At 35.7% G+C, this 25,532-nt stretch carries 32 protein-coding genes and 1 riboswitch; of the genes, 12 read left to right on the forward strand and 20 right to left on the reverse strand.

Features of this window, described 5'->3' with window-relative positions; all coding sequences use genetic code 11:
* The first annotated feature begins 7 nt into the window (after positions 1–7).
* Positions 8–934, forward strand: coding sequence for a malate dehydrogenase (locus LC457_RS06955; protein WP_045500033.1), 927 nt, complete (start codon positions 8–10; stop codon positions 932–934).
* Positions 935–1,095: 161 nt separating this feature from the next.
* Here LC457_RS06955 and LC457_RS06960 read toward each other — a convergent pair whose 3' ends face one another.
* The 9 genes from LC457_RS06960 to LC457_RS07000 form a co-directional block, all read right to left on the reverse strand.
* Positions 1,096–2,013 carry an alpha/beta fold hydrolase gene (locus tag LC457_RS06960; RefSeq protein ID WP_223599195.1) on the reverse strand — a complete coding sequence of 306 codons (918 nt, stop codon included), beginning with the start codon at positions 2,011–2,013 and terminating at the stop codon, positions 1,096–1,098.
* Positions 2,014–2,163: 150 nt separating this feature from the next.
* Positions 2,164–2,433, reverse strand: a complete 270-nt coding sequence (locus LC457_RS06965) for a hypothetical protein (RefSeq protein WP_223599196.1) — start codon at positions 2,431–2,433, stop codon at positions 2,164–2,166.
* A gap of 18 nt (positions 2,434–2,451) precedes the next feature.
* Positions 2,452–3,003, reverse strand: a complete 552-nt coding sequence (locus LC457_RS06970) for a putative glycolipid-binding domain-containing protein (protein WP_223599197.1) — start codon at positions 3,001–3,003, stop codon at positions 2,452–2,454.
* A gap of 41 nt (positions 3,004–3,044) precedes the next feature.
* The gene (locus LC457_RS06975) at positions 3,045–3,617 is read right to left on the reverse strand and encodes a Crp/Fnr family transcriptional regulator (protein WP_223599198.1); all 573 of its coding nucleotides are present in this window, start codon (positions 3,615–3,617) and stop codon (positions 3,045–3,047) included.
* Positions 3,618–3,742: 125 nt separating this feature from the next.
* A complete protein-coding gene (locus LC457_RS06980) occupies positions 3,743–4,813 on the reverse strand; it encodes a lipopolysaccharide assembly protein LapB (RefSeq protein WP_223599199.1) in 1,071 nt (356 codons plus the stop codon).
* A gap of 96 nt (positions 4,814–4,909) precedes the next feature.
* The gene (locus LC457_RS06985) at positions 4,910–5,143 is read right to left on the reverse strand and encodes a hypothetical protein (RefSeq protein ID WP_223599200.1); all 234 of its coding nucleotides are present in this window, start codon (positions 5,141–5,143) and stop codon (positions 4,910–4,912) included.
* Between the two features lie 110 nt (positions 5,144–5,253).
* Positions 5,254–5,790, reverse strand: a complete 537-nt coding sequence (locus tag LC457_RS06990; protein WP_223599201.1) for an N-acetyltransferase — start codon at positions 5,788–5,790, stop codon at positions 5,254–5,256.
* A gap of 16 nt (positions 5,791–5,806) precedes the next feature.
* A complete protein-coding gene (locus LC457_RS06995; protein ID WP_223599202.1) occupies positions 5,807–6,199 on the reverse strand; it encodes a VOC family protein in 393 nt (130 codons plus the stop codon).
* Positions 6,200–6,218: 19 nt separating this feature from the next.
* Positions 6,219–7,004, reverse strand: a complete 786-nt coding sequence (locus LC457_RS07000; protein ID WP_223599203.1) for a hypothetical protein — start codon at positions 7,002–7,004, stop codon at positions 6,219–6,221.
* 103 nt (positions 7,005–7,107) lie between these two features.
* On the opposite strand from LC457_RS07000, the gene pafA reads away from it, so the two are divergent.
* From pafA to LC457_RS07015, 3 genes are all read left to right on the forward strand, one after another.
* Positions 7,108–8,754, forward strand: a complete 1,647-nt coding sequence (gene pafA / locus LC457_RS07005) for an alkaline phosphatase PafA (RefSeq protein WP_223599204.1) — start codon at positions 7,108–7,110, stop codon at positions 8,752–8,754.
* 127 nt (positions 8,755–8,881) lie between these two features.
* Positions 8,882–9,059: riboswitch (cobalamin riboswitch) on the forward strand.
* Between the two features lie 31 nt (positions 9,060–9,090).
* Positions 9,091–10,917 carry a TonB-dependent siderophore receptor gene (locus LC457_RS07010; protein ID WP_223599205.1) on the forward strand — a complete coding sequence of 609 codons (1,827 nt, stop codon included), beginning with the start codon at positions 9,091–9,093 and terminating at the stop codon, positions 10,915–10,917.
* Between the two features lie 21 nt (positions 10,918–10,938).
* Positions 10,939–11,994, forward strand: coding sequence for a YncE family protein (locus tag LC457_RS07015; RefSeq protein ID WP_223599206.1), 1,056 nt, complete (start codon positions 10,939–10,941; stop codon positions 11,992–11,994).
* Positions 11,995–12,158: 164 nt separating this feature from the next.
* Here LC457_RS07015 and LC457_RS07020 read toward each other — a convergent pair whose 3' ends face one another.
* The 10 genes from LC457_RS07020 to LC457_RS07065 all read right to left on the reverse strand — a co-directional run bounded on the left by LC457_RS07020 (position 12,159) and on the right by LC457_RS07065 (position 19,547).
* Positions 12,159–13,577 (reverse strand): CCA tRNA nucleotidyltransferase, encoded by a 1,419-nt coding sequence (locus tag LC457_RS07020; protein WP_223599207.1) that lies wholly within the window; start codon positions 13,575–13,577, stop codon positions 12,159–12,161.
* 37 nt (positions 13,578–13,614) lie between these two features.
* Positions 13,615–13,959: a nuclear transport factor 2 family protein gene (locus LC457_RS07025; RefSeq protein ID WP_223599208.1), complete on the reverse strand. Its 345-nt coding sequence runs from the start codon at positions 13,957–13,959 to the stop codon at positions 13,615–13,617.
* Positions 13,960–14,067: 108 nt separating this feature from the next.
* Positions 14,068–14,616, reverse strand: a complete 549-nt coding sequence (locus LC457_RS07030) for an L-threonylcarbamoyladenylate synthase (protein ID WP_047387197.1) — start codon at positions 14,614–14,616, stop codon at positions 14,068–14,070.
* A 113-nt stretch (positions 14,617–14,729) separates the two neighbouring features.
* A complete protein-coding gene (locus LC457_RS07035; RefSeq protein ID WP_223599209.1) occupies positions 14,730–15,326 on the reverse strand; it encodes a hypothetical protein in 597 nt (198 codons plus the stop codon).
* 7 nt (positions 15,327–15,333) lie between these two features.
* Positions 15,334–15,780, reverse strand: coding sequence for a hypothetical protein (locus LC457_RS07040; RefSeq protein WP_223599210.1), 447 nt, complete (start codon positions 15,778–15,780; stop codon positions 15,334–15,336).
* Positions 15,771–16,283: a DinB family protein gene (locus LC457_RS07045; RefSeq protein ID WP_223599211.1), complete on the reverse strand. Its 513-nt coding sequence runs from the start codon at positions 16,281–16,283 to the stop codon at positions 15,771–15,773. The genes LC457_RS07040 and LC457_RS07045 overlap by 10 nt, the downstream gene beginning before the upstream one ends.
* 135 nt (positions 16,284–16,418) lie before the next feature.
* Complete coding sequence (locus LC457_RS07050; protein ID WP_223599212.1) at positions 16,419–16,865, reverse strand: GNAT family N-acetyltransferase; 447 nt, start codon at positions 16,863–16,865, stop codon at positions 16,419–16,421.
* Between the two features lie 68 nt (positions 16,866–16,933).
* Entirely contained in the window at positions 16,934–18,073 is a 1,140-nt protein-coding gene (locus tag LC457_RS07055) for a cystathionine gamma-synthase (protein ID WP_142017673.1), read from the reverse strand.
* A gap of 134 nt (positions 18,074–18,207) precedes the next feature.
* Positions 18,208–18,531 (reverse strand): gliding motility protein GldC, encoded by a 324-nt coding sequence (gene gldC, locus LC457_RS07060; RefSeq protein ID WP_034695059.1) that lies wholly within the window; start codon positions 18,529–18,531, stop codon positions 18,208–18,210.
* Positions 18,532–18,560: 29 nt separating this feature from the next.
* On the reverse strand, positions 18,561–19,547 hold the full coding sequence (locus tag LC457_RS07065) for a gliding motility protein GldB (protein ID WP_223599213.1): 987 nt from the start codon (positions 19,545–19,547) through the stop codon (positions 18,561–18,563).
* Between the two features lie 52 nt (positions 19,548–19,599).
* Between LC457_RS07065 and LC457_RS07070 the strand changes: the two genes are divergently transcribed.
* The 7 genes from LC457_RS07070 to LC457_RS07100 all read left to right on the forward strand — a co-directional run bounded on the left by LC457_RS07070 (position 19,600) and on the right by LC457_RS07100 (position 23,759).
* Positions 19,600–20,238: a leucine-rich repeat domain-containing protein gene (locus tag LC457_RS07070; RefSeq protein ID WP_223599214.1), complete on the forward strand. Its 639-nt coding sequence runs from the start codon at positions 19,600–19,602 to the stop codon at positions 20,236–20,238.
* A gap of 12 nt (positions 20,239–20,250) precedes the next feature.
* Complete coding sequence (locus LC457_RS07075; protein ID WP_223599215.1) at positions 20,251–20,784, forward strand: GNAT family N-acetyltransferase; 534 nt, start codon at positions 20,251–20,253, stop codon at positions 20,782–20,784.
* Positions 20,781–21,314 carry a GNAT family N-acetyltransferase gene (locus LC457_RS07080; RefSeq protein ID WP_223599216.1) on the forward strand — a complete coding sequence of 178 codons (534 nt, stop codon included), beginning with the start codon at positions 20,781–20,783 and terminating at the stop codon, positions 21,312–21,314. The genes LC457_RS07075 and LC457_RS07080 overlap by 4 nt, the downstream gene beginning before the upstream one ends.
* Positions 21,315–21,326: 12 nt before the next feature.
* Complete coding sequence (gene nadE, locus LC457_RS07085) at positions 21,327–22,118, forward strand: NAD(+) synthase (RefSeq protein WP_047420950.1); 792 nt, start codon at positions 21,327–21,329, stop codon at positions 22,116–22,118.
* A 25-nt stretch (positions 22,119–22,143) separates the two neighbouring features.
* Entirely contained in the window at positions 22,144–22,662 is a 519-nt protein-coding gene (locus LC457_RS07090) for a ribonuclease domain-containing protein (protein ID WP_223599217.1), read from the forward strand.
* Between the two features lie 168 nt (positions 22,663–22,830).
* Positions 22,831–23,451 (forward strand): archaemetzincin, encoded by a 621-nt coding sequence (locus LC457_RS07095; RefSeq protein ID WP_223599218.1) that lies wholly within the window; start codon positions 22,831–22,833, stop codon positions 23,449–23,451.
* Positions 23,448–23,759 carry a barstar family protein gene (locus LC457_RS07100; RefSeq protein WP_223599219.1) on the forward strand — a complete coding sequence of 104 codons (312 nt, stop codon included), beginning with the start codon at positions 23,448–23,450 and terminating at the stop codon, positions 23,757–23,759. The genes LC457_RS07095 and LC457_RS07100 overlap by 4 nt, the downstream gene beginning before the upstream one ends.
* Positions 23,760–23,889: 130 nt before the next feature.
* On the opposite strand, the gene LC457_RS07105 is transcribed toward LC457_RS07100, so the two are convergent.
* Positions 23,890–24,372, reverse strand: coding sequence for a cytidine deaminase (locus tag LC457_RS07105; RefSeq protein WP_223599220.1), 483 nt, complete (start codon positions 24,370–24,372; stop codon positions 23,890–23,892).
* Between the two features lie 99 nt (positions 24,373–24,471).
* Between LC457_RS07105 and namA the strand changes: the two genes are divergently transcribed.
* Positions 24,472–25,524, forward strand: coding sequence for an NADPH dehydrogenase NamA (namA, locus tag LC457_RS07110; RefSeq protein WP_223599221.1), 1,053 nt, complete (start codon positions 24,472–24,474; stop codon positions 25,522–25,524).
* The last annotated feature ends 8 nt before the right edge of the window (positions 25,525–25,532 follow it).

Consider the following 25,532-nt stretch of genomic DNA (forward strand, 5'->3'; position numbering starts at 1 on the left):
TAACAATATGAAAGTAACTGTAGTAGGTGCAGGCGCTGTAGGAGCAAGCTGTGCGGAATACATCGCAATGAAGAACTTCTGTTCAGAAGTAGTTTTGGTAGACATTAAAGAAGGGTTTGCTGAAGGTAAAGCAATGGATTTGATGCAGACAGCATCTCTTAACGGATTTGATACAAAAATTACGGGTACAACAGGAGATTACAGCAAAACTGCAGGTTCTCATGTAGCAGTAATCACTTCAGGGATCCCAAGAAAACCTGGAATGACAAGAGAAGAATTGATCGGTATCAACGCTGGTATAGTGAAAGAAGTTACTGAAAACTTAGTAAAACATTCTCCAGAAGTAATCATTATTGTGGTTTCTAACCCAATGGATACTATGGCTTACCTTGTACACAAAACTTCAGGTCTTCCTAAGCACAAAATCATCGGAATGGGTGGTGCATTAGACTCTGCAAGATTCAAATACAGATTGGCTGAAGCATTAGAAGCTCCAATTTCTGACGTTGACGGAATGGTAATCGCTGCTCACAGTGATACAGGTATGCTTCCATTATTGAGCAAAGCGACAAGAAATGGGGTTCCTGTAACTGAATTCTTAAGTGAAGACCAACAAAAATATGTAATCGAAGAAACTAAAGTAGGAGGAGCTACTCTTACAAAATTATTAGGAACTTCAGCTTGGTATGCTCCAGGTGCAGCAGTTTCTGTAATGGTTCAGGCGATTGCATGTGATCAGAAGAAAATGATCCCTTGTTCTTTAATGCTTGAAGGTGAGTACGGTCAAAATGATATCTGTTTAGGAGTTCCTGCTATCATTGGAGCAAACGGAGTAGAATCAATTGTAAACGTAACATTGACTGCTGAAGAGCAATTGAAATTCGCTGAAGCTGCTAACGCGGTAAGAGAGGTGAATGGAGATCTTAAATTTTAATCATTGCCTGCTTTTAAGCAGGAATTAAAATAGATAAAAACAGGCTGTTTCAATTTGAAACAGCCTGTTTTGTTTAAAGAAGATTTTGTGAATGATGGAAAAGTTTCGGCGCGGCCTTTGGCCGCGCCGAAACTTTTAATTATAAAATTGAGAATACAATATCACTTCGTTGTTTTTACAAAGTTGTTGACAGCGTTCACAAACTCTTTATTTTTCTCATAATACAAAAGATGTCCGCCATCAATGGAAACTACTTTCTGATTGGGAAACTGAAAGGTTTTATAATGCTGAGTTCCGACTGCTTTATCCTTTTTTCCGGTAATTACAAGTACGGGAATACTAATATCTTTTGTAATAGGTGCATAATCGGCATAGTATTCCGAGAAGTCTTTGGGTTTTGAGATGACTGCCATTCCAAAGTCGATGATTCGGGGATGAAGAGAATCTACTTTATCCATTCCTTTTATAGTTTCGATATCTTCGGTCAGGAATTTATATCCGATTCTTTTTTGTCTTAGTGCACTGCTTATTTTTGAAAGTTCTGAAGAAAGGCTGTCTTTAGGAACCGCTCTGTTTTGCGTGTGTAAAAGACTGTTTCCATATTCAATCTGTTCTTTGACAGATTCATCATTCAGGAAATGAAGGGTAACGTTGGCAAGAATGAGACCTTTGGTATGCTGGGGATATTTTTTTGCATAACTGACTGCAATGATTCCACCAAAAGAATGAGCCAGTAAGAAGATTTTTTTCAATTTAAGATACTGTCTCAGTTCTTCGATATCCTGAATCATTTTATCAAGATGATAATTTTCCGATGTGCCGGATTCACCAGAACCCCGCTGATCCATATAGACCATCTGCATATTTTTTTCAAGATTATTTCCTCCCATCAGTTCAAAGGATGGATATCCCTGACCTGGCCCTCCGGGAATATAAATACAGGCTTCTCCTTTTCCGGAGACTTTATATTTGATCTTTACGTGATCTGATGTTTCATAAAAGCCTTCAGAGGAATTATTCTGAGCTGAAACAACAGTCAGGGAAGTGAAAAAAAAGAGTAGGAGAGCAATTGTTTTCATATTATTATAACAATTGTAAAGGGTTATTTATTACTAAAATACCCAATTATCTTCCTTTTGCTTTGTCACTTATTAAGATTATGGTTGGTACTGGTCATTGCGGCTGCCAGTTTTCCTTCGGTGTTGATGGTACTTTTCTATTATAGGAAATTAATCCTCATCTTCGTTATCCTGAAACTCACTCATCATCAGGTTGTAAGAGGCAATGTATTCTGCTTTTTCATCTACAGTCCATGTATCAAGTTCAAGGGTTTTCTTTCTCGCTTCTAAAAGAGAGAGCCTTTGATTATACTGTACAAATACAATACATCCTATAAAAGAAAGGTTATTGTCTTTGAGTTCCCGCATTTTATCTGATAGCTCTTGAGTATTGTTTGCCTTGAAAGCAAGGGCTGCCTCTTTGATCTCATTAATGGTCATGTTGAGTATTTTATTTTTTCAGAGTTCGGTAATTTTCTCAAATAATTCTGGATAGCTGATGATCAATCCACTTTCATCCACTGAAACTTTGGCTTTAAAATCATTTTCAATATTTTCATACAGATATTGATGGGATGTTGTCCTTGTATATTGCTGTTGTACAGGTCTGATATGCTGGTTGAGTACATCAATGTAAATAACATCTATTTTTTGAGAGCTGTTCTCTGCAAGGTTTAAATTATTTATGGGCAGTGTATTCGTAAATGGAGTCAAAGAAATATCAATAAATTTGAAATGATTGAATTCCGGATTTACAACATTATTGATTGTCCATTGATCCTGAAGCCTTTTTCCTTCTAATGTTGTTTTAACCTTATTGACTTCAGATTCGATCAGGAAATTCTGAATGGTCCAGTTTTTATCAATGAACATTCTGTAGTCCACCGTATAGATTTTATCTTTATAACAACCTATGATTCTTGATTCTACAGTATAACCTTTATCATCAGACTGTACATTAAAATATTCAAGGGATTGATAAAGTATCCCTTTCCAGATCAACGTTTTCATATACTATTATTTTTTGTGTGATTAGATTTTGAATGGTAATTTCAACGGATCATCCTTCGTTTCCGGATTCTGCTTAATGTTTCTCTAGCTACTCCCAGAAATGAAGACAGCTGGGTAAGGGATATACGTTGCAGCATTTCAGGATATTTTGCTTCAATATATTCCAGTCTTTCCTGTGCAGTATAGAGTTTGAATAGATTTGAAAATTCCTCCTGCCTGGAGGCAAACTGACGGATACAATGGCGTCCCAACGTTTCAATTTCAGGAGCCTTTCCGGCAGCTTCAAATAACTTTATCTTATCAAAAATAATAGCATTAATTTCTTCACAGGCGTTGATATTAAATTCAGATTGCTGTCCGCTTCCAAAACTGCTGATATTGGTTACTATTTCGTTTTCAAAGAAAAATCCGGTGTTTTTTATAACTCCTTCTATTTCGTAATAGCTTTTACAAAACCCTTTATCAATATAAAATAGTGAATGGCAGATTTCACCTTCCTTTAACATCAGTTCATTTTTCTTGTAATGTCTTTCCGAAAGGGCATGTTGAAGCATATTCCAGCTTTCATCAGAAAAAGGAGTAAGAGACCTGATGTATTTCAAAAGATTTTGCATGATATTGAGTAATCCTGTTTTTTACGAAAAAAGTGAAATTCTCATAGATTATTTGTAGAAATAAGTTTCCTGAAATAAGAATCTATACAAGTACAATTTATAAAATTCAAAGTTAAAACATCATATTATTTGGGTAAAGGATCAGAGATATACAGATTTTTTTTATTGATTTTTAGACTATTTGTATCATTAGTGTACCAGTCTACAAATTTCTCATATTCTGTTTTATTATTGGTGAACCAGTTTTCAAACGCCTCTTTATCTCCTATCTGGAACAGATAATAATTATAGGCATTAAAAACGTTTTTGCCCTCCATTATTTTTTGATAGTTTAATAAAACATTTGATGGATTGCTCTTGTGTTTAAAATATTCTTTCATTGCCTTTCTTCTGATGTCTGACAGCGTTTCTAGATTAATTTCTTTTTTGTCAACAGAAGCGAGCGCAAAATATCCGCTGTAAAGGATGCAGAAAGGAAGAGGATCATTAGGCTTACTGTCTTTTTCAATAATGATAAAGGCTTGACAAAGATTAACTGTAGTATTTTTATCTGTGAATTTCACCGCTTTTTTATACCCGTCATATAAAAGTTGACTCATTTCTTGGCTTCGAGCAGTAGTGCGTTCCAGATTTAAGAATATTTCACCATAAACGAGACCATACAGTGGATTATTAGAATTTAAAAATAATTTGGCTATTCTGTAGTAGTTGGATGGATATGATGGTTCTGCTTTTATTCCTTTTTCGTAATTTTCAACGGCTTGGCTTATTTTTTTTTGAAGTTCAAAGACAACTCCTTTCTCCAAATAAAGTTTTCCGGAAGACGGAAACTTTTTTAATCCCTCGTCATAAGTCTTTATAGCCTGTTCAGGATTATCTGTGTAATCATAGGCATTTCCGAGAAGAGCATAATAATAGTCATCTATATTTGAATAACCTTTAATCTTTTCCAATTGTGATATACCACTGTTATAATCTTCTTTTCGGATATTGGCCAGAGCAATTTCATAGGGATATGTATAATCTTTAGGGTCTTTTTTTTCACATTCTTTTAGGATAGCAATCCCTTCGTCATATTTTTCTTCATCAATCAGCTTGATGGCATCATGAACTTCTACACATTTGAATGTCTTCTTTTGTGCATGGGTAAATGAAAAAACAATTAGTACAGCTATAAAACAAGTTTGTCGCATCATGAGTTTTTGATATTAGCTTATTGCAAATATGCATTTTTTAAACCAAAAAAGAGCGGTAAAAACCGCCCTCCACAAGATTTTATCTAACAAAATATATTACATATAAACACAACCGCATCCGGTTTCCCATTCCTGGCAAAGACGCATCGGTTCATTACAGCCAGGGTTGCCACCGCCACCACCGGAAACTCTGTAACAAGTACCATCGTTGCAATAGTATGAACCTACTGTTGGAGGACAATTACCATCCATATCACATAAAGCATAAGGAGTGTCACCACCACTTATCAGCACAAGCTGGCTTCTCTTTAGTTTTTTTAAATTTTTCATAGTAATAATCTTTAATTTGTTGATTACTAATATATAGAAAAATTAGCACACCGACAAGTGTTTTAAATAACAGAGATTAAATATTTTATAATAATATCTTTTGATCAGGTTTATTCCACATCTAAAGTCATAAAAAGAGCAATCTCGTCCGGATTATTGTATAGTCTTGTGTTCAGCCCGGTAATATTGAATCCCATTCTTCTGTAAAACTGAATAGCCGGATAGTTGGTATTCTGTGTTTCCAGTTCAATGACTCTGCAGTTTAGTCTGCGGGCTTCCTTAATGACACTTTTAATCAACATAATTCCGATTCCCTGCCGTCTGTGCTTTTCGTCAATCAGTATATTTTCTATGTACAGACTGTTGTTCCATGTTCTGTGCTCACAGATGATCCAGCCTGCAAGATCTTCACCAATAAATGCTCCAAAAGAATTTTCCTGTTCTATAAGGCTATTCAGTTCTTCAAATTCTTCAGAAGTAGTCTCCCAGTTTTTAGTATAAGGTAAAGACTTTTCTTTTAAGTTAAACTCGAAAGAACCTCCAAACTCAATAGAGGAAACCGAATAAATTCTGTCCGTTGTATAGCCGTTATGTCCCCAGTTTATACTTGGATCGGCGGTTAGTTTTTGTAATTTTCTTATTTCCACATCAAATGTTTTAAACTTATTGAATTTCAGTACAGATTTCTACCAGGTAATTATTGGGATCTTTGATGTAAGCTGTTTTTTGTCCCCAAGGTTTTACAGCAATATCTTCATACAGTTCAGCACCATTTTTTATTGCTTTTTCCACCAAATTTTCTACATCATCAGTAACAAATCCCAGTTCCATTCCAAAAGGTTTGTCTTCCGTTTTTGAAGTTAAGAAACCTTTTTTAATATTAGAACCTGCAAGGTTTACAGCAGCAAATGACAGAGTGGTTTCTCCGGTCAGCAGTTCTCCATAATCTTTTTCAGGAGTGATGAATTTTATTCCAGAACCGAAGGTATTTTTATAAAAGTTCATAGACTGTTCTACATCTTCCACGTACAGAATGACATATTTGAATTTGATCATAGTATTGAATTAAAATGGTTTATTTTTTATTTAAAATATATTCCTCATCCACCATGAGTTCTACATGAGGACCCCGTAAAGGATATTCTTTAAAGCTTCCGAAGTGTCCGAAATGAAAAGGATATTTCTGAGTAAGCTGCCGCACTTTACTTCCAAAAGAATTGATATCAACCTTTTGAACAGATTCCTTTTTCTGTCTGCCATTGGTGAAAAAGAGCATCAGATTACAATGATCTTTAAAATCGAAATCATTATAGTAAAATACATTGAGATTTTCTTCTTTACCTATCCGCGCTAAATCATCAATAAGACTTTGTTTGTATTGCAGAGGCAGATTACAATCAATTCTGGCAGCGTAATTTTCTGCATTGTTTTTCCTGAAGTCAGAACCAACCATCTGAATGAAACGGTGTTCTATATTTTTGAATTCTTCTCTTTCCGGAGCATAACTTTTGCTGGATTGGATGGTAAAAGGAATACTGGAATCTATCAATTCAGCATGTTCACGAATCAACAGTTCTTCTATTTCTTTTGCCATTTGAAAATGAAAATCAAAGAGCTGATAATCTCCGATATTGATGATCAGCTGGTTTTCATTGATATTCAAGTGCAGATAAGTTTTTTTGAAACGCTCTTTCAATGTTGCCAGCTTTCCGATAAAATCATCAGTATTTGCTACCTTGACCCTTGCTGCCAGTTCTGCAGGATTATCAGCATGTCCGCCATATCCCGGATAAAATTTGAAGAACTTAAAGTCATATAAATCATTTGGAAATTTGAAATACCAGTATACGCCTAAAATCATGGAAGATTGATTGATGAATTGTACAATAATCAAAATTAAATAAAATTTCACACTCCAAAACTTTCAAAACCCTTAAATTTGTTGTCAATAAAAATTTACTTGGATGCTTAGGAACATTTCAATTGCGGCAGCTACTTTTTTGTCCGTAGTTACAATCAATGCACAGAAGAACAAAAATACCCAACTGGAAAGACCCAAATTAGTTGTAGGTCTGGTAGTAGATCAGATGCGTTGGGACTATTTATACCGTTTTTATGGTAAATATGGAAATGACGGTTTCAAAAGACTTTTGAATACAGGATATTCTTTAAATAATGTACACATTCCTTATGTTCCTACCATTACAGCTTTGGGACATACGTGTATCTACACAGGTTCAGTACCGGCTATCCACGGAATTGCTGGAAATGACTGGACGGATAAGGAAACAGGAAAAGGAGTATACTGTACTGCGGATGAAAGCGTTCAGCCCGTGGGAACAACCAATGTAAAAACCGGAAGCCATTCTCCAAAAAATCTTTGGTCTACTACAGTGACTGACGAATTGAGATTAGCAACCAACTTCCAGGGAAAAGTAGTCGGAGTTTCTTTGAAAGACCGTGCTTCTATTCTTCCTGCAGGACACACTCCAAACGGAGCGTTCTGGTTTGATGACAGCACAGGGAATTTCATTACCAGTACTTGGTATATGAATGATCTTCCTCAATGGGTGAAATCATTCAATTCTCAGAATCTTCCTGAAAAATTAGTAGCCAACGGTTGGAACACCTTACTTCCAATCAATCAATATACGGAAAGCGCACCGGACAATTCTTCTTGGGAAGGACTGCTGGGAAGTGCAAAAACGCCTACTTTCCCTTATAGCAACTTAGCAAAGGATTATCAGACTAAAAAAGATAATATCCGTTATACACCTTTCGGAAATACGTTGACATTGAAGTTGGCAGAAGCTTCTGTAGAAGGTGAAAAACTGGGTGGAGACAATATCACAGACTTCTTAGCGATCAACCTTGCATCTACTGATTATGCAGGTCATAAGTTCGGACCGAATTCTATTGAGGTAGAAGATGTTTATATCAGATTAGATCAGGATTTAGCAGAATTCTTCAATTATCTGGATGCTAAAGTAGGAAAAGGTGAGTATACGGTTTTCCTTTCTGCAGACCACGGTGGAGCACATTCTGTAGGATTCCTTAAAGAGCATAAAATCCCTACAGGTTTCTTTGGTGAAGATGCAGAAAAAAATCTGAACCAAAAACTGAAAGATAAATTCGGAGCTGATAAACTGATCAATGCGATTGATAACTATCAGATTTATTTTGACAGAAAAGTATTGGCAGACAGCAAGCTTGAACTGGATGATGTAAGAAACTTTGCCGTAAAAGAAATTGAGAAAGATCCTACGGTTTTATATGCTGTTTCTGTAGATAAGGTTCAGGAGGCAAGTATTCCGGAACCCATCAAACAAAGAATTATCAACGGGATCAACAGACAGAGAAGTGGAGATATCCAGTTGATTTCTCATGATTCTATGCTTCCTCCATATTCAAAAACAGGAACTACCCACAGTGTTTGGAATTCTTATGATTCACATATTCCATTGATCTTTATGGGTTGGGGAGTTAAACAGGGAGAAAGTAACAAAGCTTATCACATGACGGATATTGCACCTACGGTATCTTCTCTATTGAAAATTCAGTTTCCAAGTGGAAATGTAGGAAACCCAATTACGGAAGTTATTGGTAAATAATTGTATACGATTATTCCATGATACAGGGCTGCTTTCAACCGGAAGCAGCTTTTTTTGTGAGTTATTGCTTCAAATTTTCAATCTGATACACTCTCATCTCACTTTTTGGCAAATACATATAAAAAACTATCTTTGCAAAAATTTTGGTTTCCAGTATTTTGGAATGAAAAGGGAATCGGGTGTAACTCCCGGACTGTCCCCGCAACTGTAAATCGCAATAAAAGTTTCTGCAAACAGCCACTGTCTAAAACGGGAAGGAGCAGAATGCGAAAGTCAGGAGACCTGCCGGAATTATAATAAAAAAACATATTGCTTTCGGAGGAAAAGTAAAAAAGTATGGATATAAAAAGATCTTTAGTACTGCTTTTTTCATCTTATGGCTGTTTTCTTTTTGGACAAGAGAAAACCATTGACACTATTTATGTCTTCGACAACCAGATGAATAGGGTGAAACTTTTTCATCCCGTAAAAATAATTTCGGCAGAAGAGGCCGAGAAAAACTCCAGTAATCTTTCAGAACTTCTGAGATTTCAGTCACAGGTATTTATCAAAGAAAATGGCCGTGGAGCTGTTTCTTCACCATCTTTCAGAGGAACTACTGCCCAGCAGACCGCATTTGTATGGAATGGGATCAATATCAACTCAAGTTTCTTAGGGCAGGGAGATATCAATAATATTGCTTTGTTCGGGTATGACCAGATCGGTATAAAAGCCGGCGGAGGAAGTGTGGTGTACGGAAGTGGTGCTATCGGGGGAAGTATTCACCTTAATAATACGCTTGATTTTAATAAAGGCTTCCATGGTTCTTTATTTTCTGAAGTTGCTTCTTTTAATACCTATAATAATTTTGTAAAAGGTTCTTACAGCAATGATAAGTTCAGTTTTAAAGCTTTAGGAAATTATTCTGTAAGCGAAAATAATTATGAGGTAAGTGATCTGAATTACATCAACAGAAATGGGAATTATTACAATACAACCTTTAATGTAGGAGCATCCTATAAATTGACGGATGATCATAAAATTTCGTGGCAGAGCCAGTTCTTTGATTCTTCACAACATTATCCAGTGTATGAAGAAACGGGAACAAAAACAAAATATAAAACTCAAAGTATAAGAAGCCTTCTTTCCTGGGACTGGAACAAAGCAAAGTTTAGCAACTCCCTTAGAGCAGCTTACACAGAAGAGAATTTTCAGTATTTCGGTTCTTTAAATCTGCCTAAATCCAGTGGCGGAACAGGGAAAAATTACATCTTTAAAAATGATTTCAATTACTTCCTGAATTCTAAGTGGAATTTTAATATTATCGGAGAATTTCAGATCAACAAAGGAGAAGGATATGCGAGCGGAATATCCAATGTCAGCAGAAATGTTGGTTCCGTTTCCGGATTGTTGAGGTATTTTGCAACTAAAAACCTGCGTTTTGAAGGTGGATTCAAGAAAGATTTTGTAGAGGATGTGAAGTCACCGTTTATGTATTCATTCTCCGGAAAATGGAGTGCTGCAAAATGGTATGATGTAAGCGTTAACGTGTCAAAAAACTTCAGATATCCGTCATTTAATGATATTTATTATGAACCGGGAGGAAATAAAGATCTGAGACCGGAAACCTCTACTCAGGTAGATATGACCAATGAGTTCAAAGTAGGGGATTTCAGACTTACCTTGTCTCCGTACTATATGAACATTACAGATCTTATTGCATGGCTTCCAACGGCTAAAGGATACTGGCAGGCATTCAATGTCAATAAAGTTGAATCTTACGGATTAGAATCTCAGCTGTCATTTAGTAAACAATTGGGTAATCATAAATTCAGAGCGAATGCAGGATATTATTATGCAAGATCCATTGATAAAGAAACGCAGCTTCAGAGACCTTATGTGCCTATGCATAGAGGAAGTGCCAATATAGATTATGAATACAGTTTCTTTAAGTTTTTTGCACAGGGATTACTGAATGGTGTTACCTATACCACAAGTGATGAAAAAAGATCAGAAGCCATAGATCCTTATTTTCTTTTGAATATGGGTGTTTCAGCAACTTTAGCGAAAAAATATACCTTAGGATTTAAAGTGAATAATGTAACAAATACCTATTATAAAACGGTTTCTTTTTATCCTTTACCGAAAAGAAATTATAGTGTATACGCAGCAATAAATTTTTAATAAATTAAAATTGAATAAATTATGAAAATAACTAAACTTTTAACTGTACTATTTGCAGTAGTGTTATTATTTAACATGTCTTCATGTACAAGCGATTCCGCAGAATTTGAAGTTTCTCCGATCACTTACCAGAACGGATATTTTATATCTAATGAAGGTAACTTCAACAGTCAGGGAGCTAAAGTAACATTCCTGACAAGAGATCTGAGCCTGAAGCAGGATGATGTATATGGTTATAATAACAATAAAGAAATTCTGGGTGACGTTCTTCAGACGATTGGTCTTAACGGAAATAAGGCTTATCTTGTGATAAATAACTCGAACAAAATTGTTGTAGTAGACCGTTATACATTTAAAAAACTAGCCGTAATTACGGATCAGATTGATAACCCAAGAGGGATTACTTTTGCTAATGGCTTTATCTACGTTGCTAACCTGAACTTCTCTACGAATGCAACAAGTGTAACAAAATATAAAGTTTCTGACAATTCATTTGTAAGCAAAATCACTATGACAGGCGGAGCTGATAAAACAGTAGAAGCAGGTGGAAATGTTTTTGTACAGAATGCTACATCAGGATTCGGAAATATGATTACTTATATCAATACTTCTAATGACAGTAAGACTGAAATTACTGTTCCGAATGGTAAAATTAACAGTACTATTTCATACAAATCTAACGTTTACACAGTTTCTTCAACAGCTGCTGATTCTTATATCTATAAGATTTCAAGCACCGGGACTGCGACTCCGTTAGTTACACTGACAGGAATTCCAAACGCTACAAATCTTCAGATTGATAACGATAAAATTTACTTCAGTTCTGCTAACAAAGTGTATACAACAAGCTTAGCTACACCAACCGTTCCTACAGCTCCATTGCTAACAGCTGCAGATGGTGGTCCTTACTTTACACTTTATGGATTTAACGTTATTGATGGAAGAATCTTTGCATCAGATGTTAAACAATTTACAGCAGAAAGCGAAATGGTAATATATTCAGCAACTACGGGTAACAAAATGAGTTCTCTTAAAACAGGAGGTCTTGGTGCGAACGGTACTTTCCTGAATCCATAATACCTTACAGTATAAAAAATAATTTTTTATTTTTTCATCATTTGTGTTTTTTTCCGGCCGGTTTCGAAAGAAACCGGCCGGCTTTGTTTTCATAGTAAACATAAAAAAGCCGGCGGGATGGAACATCTCGCCGGGCTTTTTTATTATTTATCGATTCGATTGAATTATAGTGTCAATCCCAGTTTTTCTGCCTCAACAATCACAAATTTTGTGGCTTCTTCTTTTTCATTGGGAATTTCTCCTTCAAGAATAGCTTCTTTAACTTTCTCTTTCAAGATACCAATTTCGCGGCCTGGCTTAAGATTAAACATTTCCATGATTTCTTCGCCGGTAATAGGCGGCTGGAAGTTTCTTACCTGGTCTTTTTCCTCCACTTCTTTGATCTTCACGGCTACATATTCAAAGTTTCTTTTGAATTTTTCCTGTTTCTTAGAATTCTTAGTCGTAATATCAGCTTTGCAAAGGGTGAAAAGATCTTCCAGATTTTCTCCGGCATCAAATAAAAGTCTTCTCAATGCAGAGTCTGAAGCATCATCAGTAATCAGAGCGATAGGTCGGGATGAAAGCTTTACCATCTTCTGAACATATTTCATATCACTTCCTAAAGGTAACTTCAATCGCTGGAAAAGTGTTTTGGTCATTTTTGAACCTAAAAATTCATGTCCGTGAAAGGTCCATCCTGTTCCTTCTACAAATTTTTTCGTAGGGGCCTTACCAATATCATGAAGCAAAGCAGACCAACGGAGCCAAAGATTATCGGTGTTCTCAGAAATATTATCCACTACTTCCAAAGTATGGTAAAAGTTATCTTTGTGTGTTTGTCCTTCCACTTCTTCCACTCCCTTCAGTTCGATCAATTCAGGAATGATCAGTTTCATAAGACCGGTTTGTTCCATCAGCCTCAGTCCGATAGATGGTTTTTCAGAAAGCATGATTTTGTTGAATTCTACCATGATTCTTTCCATCGAAACAATTTTTATCCTTTCTGCTTCCTGCTGGATAGCCTGCAGAGAATTCTCTTCAATTTTAAAATTTAAAGTTGAAGCAAAACGCACGGCTCTCATCATCCTCAACGGATCATCAGAATAAGTCTGAGCAGGCTCTAAAGGAGTTCTTAAAATACCTTTTTCAAGATCATCAACCCCATTGAAAGGATCAATCAGTTCCCCGAAATTATCTTTATTTAAAGAGATGGCCATCGCATTGATGGTGAAATCTCTTCTTTTCTGGTCATCTTCCAGGCTTCCGCCTTCCACTTCAGGTTTTCTGCTGTTTTCGGTGTAGCTTTCTTTTCTTGCTCCCACAAATTCCAGATCAAGTTCTTTATACTTGATCATTGCCGTTCCATATGTTTTAAAAACAGAAACTTTTAATTTAGGATCTATATCCTGAGCTACACTCTGGGCAAGCTCAATACCACTTTGTTCGGTCACAAAGTCTATATCTGTGGAAGCTTTTCTTTTCATCAGAAGGTCACGAACATAACCGCCCACAATATATACGGACTGGTTATTCCTTTCTGCTGCTTCAGAAATTATTTTAAAAAGTTTTAAATTCTTATTTTGATTAAGATTAATTATCATCGTTAATAATAGTGTCAATTTCTACCAATGTTACTCATTAATCGTAATGAGCGTACATTCTACTAATTTTTCCGTCTTCATTAAAAAACATGACTTCAACAGCATGTTTATCCATGATCGACTTATAAAATAATGCTGCGGAATCTACTCCTGCGGTGGAATGAATAAGATCAAAATGAAGATCCGGAAACTTATCCAGAGCTTTTCGCCAATATTCACGGACGGCTTCTTTTCCTTTTAAAGAACTTTCTTTACCACCTGTAGCCATAACAATCATGGGAGTTGTAATCTCAATATCATCCGAATAATGGGTGAGAATAGCCTCTAAATCATGAGAATTCCATGCATTAATCCACATTTGAGCAAATTCCTGATGATTCATAGCAAATAATTTATGAGTTGAGTTTGCAAAGATAGAATTAAAAAAAAGAAATCCTGCCGATATGAACTGACAAGACTCTAAAAAAATAAACAGAAAGCTTAAGAATTTCTATTCCCTAAGAACCTTTATTCTGTTGTCATTCCATATTTTGATCACCGAAGAACCAGAATATTTTGAAACTTTTTCTCTGTCTTCTTCCACTGCATAATCTACAAGACTGATCATTTCCTCAGAAATATCAGAGAATTTCAATGGACTTTTCTCACCACTGAAATTGGCAGAAGTAGATACCAAAGGTTTGTTCAGTTTTGTAATCAGTTTTTTGCAGAAATCATTTTTTACCAATCGAATTCCAATACTTCCATCCTCCGCAAGAAGTTCTTTGGGTAAACCTCTTGGATTTTCATAAACAATAGTTACCGGCTTTTCACTGAGATCAATAATTTCCCAGGCCATTTCCGGAACATCCACCAGATCCTGAAGTCTTTTTTCAGACTCCACAAGGATAATCATAGATTTATTTTTTTCGCGCTTTTTAATGTCAAAAATTTTATTGACAGCTTCTATATTGGTGGCATCACAACCAATTCCCCAAATGGTATCTGTAGGGTAAAGAATTGTTCCGCCGGATTTTAATATTTCGATAATATGTTCCATAATTGTATATGAGTTCAAAGAAGGGATAAAGGTAGAAAATATAAGGATTTTGGGCAAAAAATTAGGAGGGAAATGTGGTTTATTGGTTTGATTATTACCATAAGACATAAAGATTATAATCCGTGAAAAAATGAATTGAAATAAGTGGTTCGCTTAATTGGTTCGATATATTCCGGATGTAGTATTTTTTTGAAATCCCTTTTGGTAAGATGTTGTGAAATTAAAACAGGAAAATTTGATCGTGATCCTTCTTTAATAAGTGTATAAAGTATGGTATTGTCTTTAAAGAAAACAACTGTGGTTTGCTCATAATGTTTTCCCAAGCTATAGAAATCGGCAGTCTCATTAAGAAAAATCAGATTATCAGTAACTTTGGTGATTCTGTAATTGTTTTTTCTTCCGTATTCAATAATTCTTTTTTTTGCTTCTTGTTTATGAATATCAAATGTAATTTCTTTTAAATGCTTTTCTGTGAATTTGCAGTATAGAACATATACACTAAATATGAGGGAACATGTAAGGATAAAATATTCTAAACTATTGTTGAGGGAAGGCTTTATTTCTCTAAGGCAAAGTATCGAGGCACTTGCCAATACTAAAAAACCAAAATAGATCGAAATAGTATCAAACTTATCATATGAACTTTCTTCAAAAACTAAATTTTTAGATTGAATACTTTCAGTGATTTTTAAATTTTTTAGAGATCTCATTGGATATTTAAGATAATGTTTGACTGGTATTAAATTTAGATTTTACAGATAAATAAAATGAGCCAACTACTAAAAAAATAATAGAAACTACCCATAAAAAATAACCTGTTTCTAAACTGTATATTTTTCCCATCCTTCCATTTTCAGCGGTTAAGATTTCCTTCCAGTAAAAAAATGAGACAGCAGGTACTATGGCTATTAGACCGAATATAAGTGATAGTAGAGAATACTTTTTATAACAACATATTACTGAAATGAAAAACCAGATATTGGCAGTCCATACCAAAAACTCAAATATTCCACCACCCAAAAAACTAATGGGACCTATAAGGAATACTTCAAATGATTTATAATTTTTAATCTCTCCCATGTCTTCAATTGTAAAAGCTGTAAAACAAAGGGAGAGTGTAAAGATCAGCATACTGATTAGTGCTGTACGTTTTCCTACATCCATCCCAACTTCGATAAATATCTCTCCTCAATAATATTCAGGTGATGGTAGTTGTGTCCTACAATCAGTTTTCCGATGGTTTCTACAGTAATTTCATGGCCATTGGCTGTACCTGTATTTTGTAAAGCAGAAGGTTGAAGAGTTTCTAATAAAATCTGAGAAGATTTTCTTACCAGTTTGTATTCATCCAAAAGAGATTCAAGGGTTCTTTCACTGGCGAAAGACTGATTGGCATATTCATTTTCATCAAATCCTGGAAGATTGTTTTTCTCTCCTCTTGCGAAAGCTAATATTCTATACTGGAAAACTCTTTCCGTATCAGATAAATGGAGTAGAAGTTCTTTTAATGTCCATTTTCCTTCAGCATAGGCAAAATTAGACTGTTCTTCGGTAAGATTAGAATAGATTCCTATGGTTTTATCAGCTGATATTTGCAGTTCGTTGATCCAGTTTCCTGATGGAATCTGATCTAAATATCTTTGAATGTATTTTTGAAAATCAGTCATATTGTTTTTTTGTTTTTATAAATTGATTTTGAGGTGCGGGGTACGAGTTGCGAGATTCGAGATTCGCATGGTTGAGATAAAGAGTAGGGGTGTTTTTGTTTTTTACAAAACTACTCATTACCTATTGCTCATTACTCATGAATTGCTCCATTCGTAGAAGTTCACAGAGTCATACAATTCAAATCCGCAGGCCGGATAGAGCTGATTCCCGATATCATTGCTTTTTCCTGTTTCTAAAAGGATACCACACGCTTTCGATGAACGGCAGTGTTCTTTGGATTCTTCGATTAACTCTTTAGAATAACCTTTTCCTCTATGGTTTTCATTCACGTACAGATCGTTTAGTAACCAGTAACGCTGCATTCTTGTAGATGAAAATATTGGGTATAATTGTACGAAACCTGTTAGTTTACCATTTTCTTCCGCAACAAAAATTTCAGAATCCTTATTTTCAAGTCTTTCCTGAAGAAAACTTGTCGCTGCAGAAATGTCTGAGGTCTTATGATAAAATATTCTGTACTGGTCAAATAGTTCAGCCAGTTGAAGCAGGTCGGAAATTTCTGCTTTTCTTGTGTTTTTCATAGTATTAGGTGGTGGTTATAATAAAATGAGAAGGATTGATTAACCCTTCTCATTTTAGTTTATGTATGTTAAGAAAAAGCTTTCTCAAGATCTGCAATAAGATCTTCTGCATCTTCAATTCCTACGCTTAAACGAACAAGGTCATCAGTGATTCCCAATTCGGCACGTTTTTCTGCCGGGATTGAAGCGTGAGTCATCAAAGCAGGGTGGTTAGCCAAAGATTCTACTCCTCCTAAAGATTCTGCAAGTGTGAATACTCTTACTTTCTCTAAGAATTTAATAGCATCTTCTTTCTTTCCGGATTTAAAAGTAAATGAAACCATTCCTCCAGCTTCCTTCATCTGAGATTTTGCCAATTCATACTGAGGGTGAGATTCTAATCCCGGATAAATTACTTTATCTACAGCAGGATGATTTTCAAGATATTGTGCTACTGCAAGTCCATTGTCAGAATGTCTCTGCATTCTTAATGCCAGTGTTTTGATCCCTCTCAATACAAGGTAAGAATCATGAGGTCCTAAAATACCACCGCTTGCAAACTGAATAAAATGAAGTTTTTCTCCCAGTTCAGCATCTTTAGCAATAAGCGCTCCTGCAATCACATCAGAATGTCCTCCTAAATATTTAGTGGCAGAATGCATCACAATGTCGGCTCCCAAATCAATAGGTCTCTGGATATAAGGTGTTGCAAAAGTATTGTCTACCGCTACCAAAATATCTTTTCCTTTCGCAATCTCTACAACCGCTTTGATATCTACTAATTTCATCAATGGGTTGGTTGGAGTTTCTACCCAGATCAACTTAGTTTTATCGGTGATAACATCAGCAATTTTAGAAACATCATCGAAATTAACGAACGTAAATTTCAGTTGATATTTCTCGAAAAGTCTTGTAAACATTCTGTAAGTACCTCCATAAAGATCATCTACAGCAATTACTTCATCACCCGGGTTTAATAATTTCAAAACACAGTCGATGGCAGCAAGACCAGAACCGAAAGCTAAACCTCTCGCTCCATTTTCAATACTTGCCAAAGAATCTTCCAATGCCTGTCTTGTAGGGTTGGCAGCTCTTGAATATTCATATCCGGAATGTACTCCGGGGCTTTTTTGTGCAAACGTAGAGGTCAAAAATACAGGAACGTTTACAGAACCTGTTGCAGACTCGTGGTGCTGCCCTCCGTGAATTACTTTTGTATTAAAATTCATAATTTTTTGCTTTAGACTTGAGCATTAAGCAATAGAGTATATTACTTAAGCCCATTATTTTTATTAAAATTTGCTCTAGCTGAATACAAAAAGCTTACCGCTTACTACCTCCAGTTTATTGCAAATGTATTTTTTTATTTAATGGCAGATTTTACAGCAAACTCTTCTGCAATTTCCTCCATCCATTGTGCTACATCCTCTTCACCTGTCGCTCTCTGATAAGTACTTCCTAAAGATATTAAAATCTGGTGGATAAACATCTTCATTTGGTCTACAGGCATTTCTTTAGTCCAAAGATCAATTCTTAATGCCTCTCTTGTCTTATCATCCCATACAGAAATCATAGTTGCTTTAGTATCTTGTTTGTCAATACCTCCGTCCTGAGCATTCCATGTAATATTTTCAGGCACATGATTTTCATCAAGCTCTACATCTATCGTAATCTGAGTCTTTCTCATTTTTTCTATTTTTCTAAATTCTAAATTTTCTATTGTTTAAGTTTCGGTTTATAACCGGATTCATTAAAAATGGCCGTTGCATCCATTTTCAGGAAAGCTGTAAGTTTTGTCTCAGGTTTTTCCTTAAGGTATGCCTTACAGATCTGCCATCCTGTAAAAATTCCGATTTGTGGTGAAGATTCATTGTCAATCTCCGTATAAAATTTAGAGAATGGTCCGGGCGATATGAAACGTTCTCCCAATCTTGGATCATCACCGAAAATAAGATTGCTTTCTACAAAATAATTCCAGATGTTGGCTTCATTGGCTGTGGCCCATTCATACTGTTTTTTGGTATAATTCATTTTCAGATAATCAGGAACATCAGGAAGAAAAGCATCCTGAAGAATCATTACTTTTCCGTTCAGAATGATCTGATCAATGAACTTCTGATGGTCAGGAGATTCTGTTACAATATTTTCAGCAAAAAGCTGTGATACCTTAGGAACGATATTCTGCGGATTCATTGATTTTTGAAAATACAGCTCTAGTCCTTTATAATTAGGATTTCCATCTCCCATAAAACCGGTAATATCTATAAACAGAAGATTTCCTTTCTGATCATAAAATATAGGATCCTGGATCATCTGTAATGCAGATGAAAATAAATATACTTTGGGGCTTTTGAACTGCGGGAAATAATATTTGATATGCGAAAATAAACTCTTCAGCTCCGTTTGTAATGTAGCCTGATTTATTTTTCCAATGGCTTCCTTGTAGATTTTGATTTCCTCAGCATCCATTCTTCTTTTTTCAAAATCTGCATCCGAAACACTTCCCTGAAACCATGGAAACTGAGTTTTAAACTGTTCCAGAGGAACATTCGGATTATAAAATTCTTTGGAAATATCTGTTACATCAACTTTTTCGGCAGTTTCTTTGACTTCTACCTTCCATTGATTTTCCGTTTCTTTTTTGCAGGAAACTAATCCGGCAGCTAAAAGAGAAGAAAGCGCAATATATCTGAAAATCTTCATTATTTTTACATGGAATTTAAGTTTACAAAAATAAGGATTAAATACACAATTCATGATGAAAATTAAAATAATTACAACCCTTTGCCTTATTTTGGGACTTTCTTTTTTCTATGGACAAAAGCTTGAGTTTAAAGATAAAAACTTTGAAAAAGCAGTACTTGAAAATTTTGATCTGAATAAAAACGGAATACTTGAACCTTCGGAAGCTGGGGTGATTACAAATTTATTCCTTGTTCAGAAAGGGATAACTTCAACAGAAGATCTGCACTTTTTTAAAAATGTGAAAATGATTATCCTGGACGATAATGTGATTTCCAATATTGTACTAAACAATCTGGATCTATTGGAATTGTTTTCCTGTACAGGATGTAAAACATCTTCATTTAAAGCAGAAAATCTGAAAAATCTAAGCGCTTTATATCTGGACAATAATCTGTTGGAAGGTATTTCATTGAATGGAATTCCGAAAATTGATCAATTAACATTATCTTTAAATCAATTAATAACAATTGACCTTACGCAGTGTAAAGCGTTGAGAAAACTGAATGTAGAACATAATAAGCTTCAGAAAATTGATATTTCCGGGAATCCGGCTTTACAAACCCTGAATGTAATGGGAAATAAAATAAAAGAAACGGATATTAAAAAAGGAATAAAAACAGATGTCACCATTTTTGGAGCGGGAGAGTAAAAACTAGTGATTATGAAAATAGAAACAAAACGACTGATTTTAAGAAAGCTTGAAGATACGGATGTTGAACGTCTCTTTCTTTTGGATTCCAATCCTGAAGTGATGAAATATATTGGAGTACCGGTATTGACGGATATCAATGAATCCAGAAATGTCATCAGCATGATTCAGAAACAGTATGAGGAAAATGGAGTAGGAAGACTTGGAGTGGTGGAAAAAGAAAGCGGACAGCTGATAGGATGGAGCGGATTGAAATTACTGACCCATGAAACAAATGGTTACCAGAATGTTTTAGAACTGGGATATCGCTTTCTACCGGAATCATGGGGAAAAGGATATGCTGTGGAAGCTGGAATAGCTTCTCTTGACTATGGTTTTAATGACCTGAATGCTGAGGTTATTTACGCCTATGCTCATTCCGAGCATGAGGTTTCCAATCATATTTTAAGAAAATTAGGATTTGAAAAAACCAGTGAGTTTGAGGAACCTGACGGCATTTGCTTTTGGTACGAACTGAAACGTGAACAATATATTGAACAGAAATGATAACGATACGAAAGGAAGAAGAAAAAGATTATAAACAGGTTTTTGAACTTACAGAAGAAGCGTTCAGAGAGATGGTACATAGTGATCATAAGGAACAGTTCCTGGTTGAAAAACTAAGACGATCTGAAGCTTTTATTCCGGAATTATCTCTGGTTGCTGAAAATGAAGATGGAAGAATTGCAGGTCATATCCTGTTTACAAAATTAAAAATTATTAATGGTACAGAATCCTTTGAATCCCTTGCTTTAGCTCCGGTTTCTGTGAAGCCTGAATTTCAGAATCAGGGACTTGGAGGAAAACTGATTGCCGAAGGACACCGTATCGCCAAAGAATTAGGATACCAGTCGGTGATTCTTATAGGACATGAAAAATATTATCCGAAGTTTGGTTACAAAAAAACAAGTAATTTTGGGATTTCTTTTCCATTCGATATTCCGGAAGAAAACGGAATGGCTGTAGAATTGGTAAAAGATGGATTAAAAAATAAAAAAGGAGTGGTGAAATACCCTCAGGAATTTGGAATAGACTAAAAAATATAAACGATGCAGACACAAAAAGTGATAGATCATATTGTAAACTGGTTAAAAGATTATGCTGCAAAAGCAAAAGTGAACGGATATGTAATTGGAGTTTCAGGAGGTGTAGATTCAGGGGTTGTTTCTACATTAGCCGCAATGACAGGCCTGAAAACATTACTGATCGAAATGCCAATTCGCCAGAAAGCGGATCAGGTAGGTCGTGCACAGGATCATATGAATGACCTTAAGTCCAGATTCCCTAATGTGGAAACAATGTCTGTGGATCTGACCCCAGCTTTTGAGGAGCTTTACAAAACTTTTGATGTAAAAGATGATCTGTACCCTAACGAAAAACTGGCTTTTGCCAATACAAGAGCCCGCCTGAGAATGCTTACCCTGTATTATTACGGACAGCTGAACGGACTTTTAGTGTGCGGAACCGGTAATAAAGTAGAAGATTTCGGAATAGGATTTTATACAAAATATGGAGATGGTGGAGTAGACGTTTCTCCCATTGCTGATCTGTATAAAACCGAAGTATATAAACTTGCCAAAGGATTGAATCTGATCAAAAGTATTCAAGAAGCAATTCCTACTGATGGACTTTGGGATGTGGACAGAACAGATGAGCAACAAATCGGTGCAACATATCCTGAACTGGAAAAAATTCAGAAAGAATACGGAACAAAAACGGCTGATGATTACGAAGGAAGAGATAAAGAAGTTTTCCAGATCTTCGACAGAATGCATAAAGCTGCAAAACACAAAATGGATCCTATTCCTGTTTGTGATATTCCTGAAGAATGGAGAGCATAAAATATAATTACATTAAATACTAGTTATGAACGGTAAAATAAGATCCCTGTTTTTTATTTGTCTGGGACTCCTTTTCGGAATGGCTGTAATGTATGTTTACAGAAATTTTATTGAAGATAAAAAAGATCAGACAGGTTCTGTAAAAAAGGAAACTGTGAACTATGGCAGTACCTCCCCGGATGGTGCATCCAATAATGGGAATTCCTCTGCTCAGGTTTCTATAGATCAGCTTACAGAAGAGAAAACGGTGATAAGCTATGTAAAACAGAATCATAGGCTCCCGGATTATTATATCACCAAAAATGAAGCAAGAAAACAGGGATGGAATCCTTCCAAAGGAAACCTGTGCGATGTACTTCCCGGAAAAGCGATTGGCGGAGATAAATTCGGAAACAGGGAAGGACGTTTGCCTGATGGAGAAAAATATTTTGAAGCAGATGTGAATTATCATTGTGGCGGAAGAAATGCTGACCGTATCATTTATACTCAAAATGGGGAAGTATATCTTACCAAAAATCATTATAAGAGCTTTGAAAAACAATAGGTGTAAATAATAAATGGTCATTGCGAGGAACACAGTGACGAAGCAATCTCTAAAAAATAACCACAGGTGAAAGCAGGTTTTGTGTATAATATTATGAATAATAAGTCGCTTTTGCTTCTCGCAATGACAGTATATAATTTGTATTTAAATCAGAGATAAGGATTAATTTTGAAGAATATTAGCTTTTTTTACTTTACAACAGGCTTACTTCTGACACTTTCATGTTCGGAGAAGAATATTGTAAAAGAAAAAATAGAAAAGCCAGTCGTTACAATACTCATACAGCCATTTAAAGATATTAAAACGGAAACTGTAGCAAAAGTAACCGAAGGAATAAAAAACGTGTACCCGAACGTAAAAGTCCTGAATGCGATAGACTTTCCTGAAAATACTTATTATAAAGAAAGAAACCGGTATAGAGCCGATTCAATCATTAAGTTTTTAAATAAGGAAACAAAAGAAGGGTTTGTTACAATTGGTCTGACTTCAAAAGACATCAGCGCTACCAGAGGAAAGATCAAAGACTTTGGAATCATGGGATTAGGCTATAGACCTGGGAAGGCTTTTGTAGCTTCAAACTTCAGACTGAATAAAGAAAATCGGGATGAGCAGTTTTACAAAATAGCCATTCATGAATTAGGTCATACACAGGGGTTGCCACATTGCCCGGAAAAAATGTGCTTTATGAGAGATGCAGAAGGTAAGAATCCTACTAATGAAGAAACTGATTTCTGCAAAAAATGCAAAACTTTTTTAATCAATAAAAATTGGAAATTTAATTCAATATGAAGACAGTATATATAGATTTTACAGACATAGGTGACTATGAAGATTTTTACGCTCAGTTAAAGGAAAAAGTTAAGCTTCCTGAACATTTTGGCGATAATCTTGATGCACTTTTTGATACCATCACCGGAGATATGGAAATGCCGCTCCACCTGGAATTCGTAAACATGACGGTAGATCAGCTGGAGATTTTTGAAGATCTGCTGACTACTTTGGAAGATGCGGAAGAAGAAGTTGAAGAATTTAGTTTTAGCTACTATCTCGAGCAATACGAAGACGAAGACGATGAGGATGTAGAATCTGAAGAATAATAAAAAAAGCTGTTTCCGCATATGAAACAGCTTTTTTTATGCTGATTACCCTTCATTACCCATGTCAAGGTTTTAAACCTTGACATGGGTAGAAATCTCGCATTTTTGCAAATTTACTATTCTGCTACCATTACAAGAATGAAGAATCAAAATAAAAAGGAAGCAGATCCTTCACCGCACGTACTTTTACAACCTCTTCATTCATGCTTGAGAAATAAAGATCTATATCTTCATGCTGTTTGGTCTCATATTCTATCAGACTCTGACGGCATGCTCCGCAAGGAGGAATCGGTGGATTCTTTTCATGAAATTCTTTAGGACCTCCTACCACGAAGATCTTTTTTATTTTCACATTCGGAAAGTTGGCGGCCACCCAAAAAAGAGTTGTTCTTTCTGCACAGAGTCCGGATGGATACGCTGCGTTTTCCTGATTGTTCCCGGAGTAGATTTCTCCGTTTTCCAATAATACGGAACATCCCACCAGAAACTGGGAGTAAGGTGCGTAAGCATTTTCACGAGCTTCTTTGGCTCTTTCAAATAATTTATTTTCTATATCGCTCAGTTCACTGCTATTTTTAAAATATTCGTAACTGATCTGTAGGTCTTTTTTCATATATTGTCAACTAAAAAAGGGGGGTAAAATTAGTTCTTTTTAATGAAGTGGGCAATATTTTATTCTCCTGGTAAAAAGTTCAATTTTTTAAAGAATACAATGTTATATACACCAATAAAATTCAGGAATGTAGAGTTGAAAAACAGATGGGTAATGTCACCCATGTGTATGTATTCATGTGAAAACGGAGAAGCTAACGACTTCCATTTTGTACACTACGGAAGCAGATCACAGGGCGGTACAGGTCTGTTGATTGTGGAAGCTACAGGAGTAGTACCCAAAGGAAGAATCACCAATCACTGCATGGGAATCTGGAATGATGAACAGGCAGAGAAATTACAAAGAATTGTAGAATTTGTTCATAAAAATTCAGAAAGTAAAATAGGAATCCAGCTGGCTCATGCCGGAAGAAAAGGCTCAACATGGAATAACCTGCAGATTTCCATTGAAGAAGGCTGGGAAACCGTTGCTCCAAGTCCTATTCCTTATCACCCGACAGAAAGAATTCCGCATGTTTTAAGTACTGATGAAGTAAAAGAGCTGGTTCAGGACTTTAGAAAAGCGGCCAGGAGAGCAGTGGAGGCTGGTTTTGATATTATTGAAATTCATGGGGCACATGGATATCTGATTCATCAGTTTCTGTCACCACTTTCCAATATCAGAACAGACGAATATGGTGGGAGCTTTGAGAACAGAATCAGGTTTCTGGTTGAAATTGTAGATGCTGTTAATGAAGAATTGAGTGAAAATACGGCCCTTTTTGTAAGAATTTCCGGAACGGAGTATGCTGAGAACGGCTGGGATATTCAAAGCAGTGTAGAATTAGCAAAAATTTTAAAAGAACACGCAGTAGACCTTGTTGATGTATCAAGCGGAGGAAATATCCATGGGGCAAAAATTTCGGTTTTCGATGGTTACCAGGTTCCTTTTTCATCACAGGTGAGAAATGAAGCCGGTGTAAAGACAGGAGCTGTAGGATTAATAACCAATGTGGAGCAGGCTGAAGAAATCCTTCAGAAAGGCGATGCCGACCTTGTTTTTGTAGCAAGAGAAATTCTCAGAAATCCATATATTGCCGTTCAGGGATCTTTTGAAATGAAAGAAGACTGCTTTTTCCCCCATCAGTATACCAGAGCCAAAATCTCTTCTTAGGTAATGGA

The sequence above is a fragment of the Chryseobacterium sp. GVT01B genome (assembly GCF_019970045.1).
Classification (GTDB): Bacteria; Bacteroidota; Bacteroidia; order Flavobacteriales; family Weeksellaceae; genus Chryseobacterium.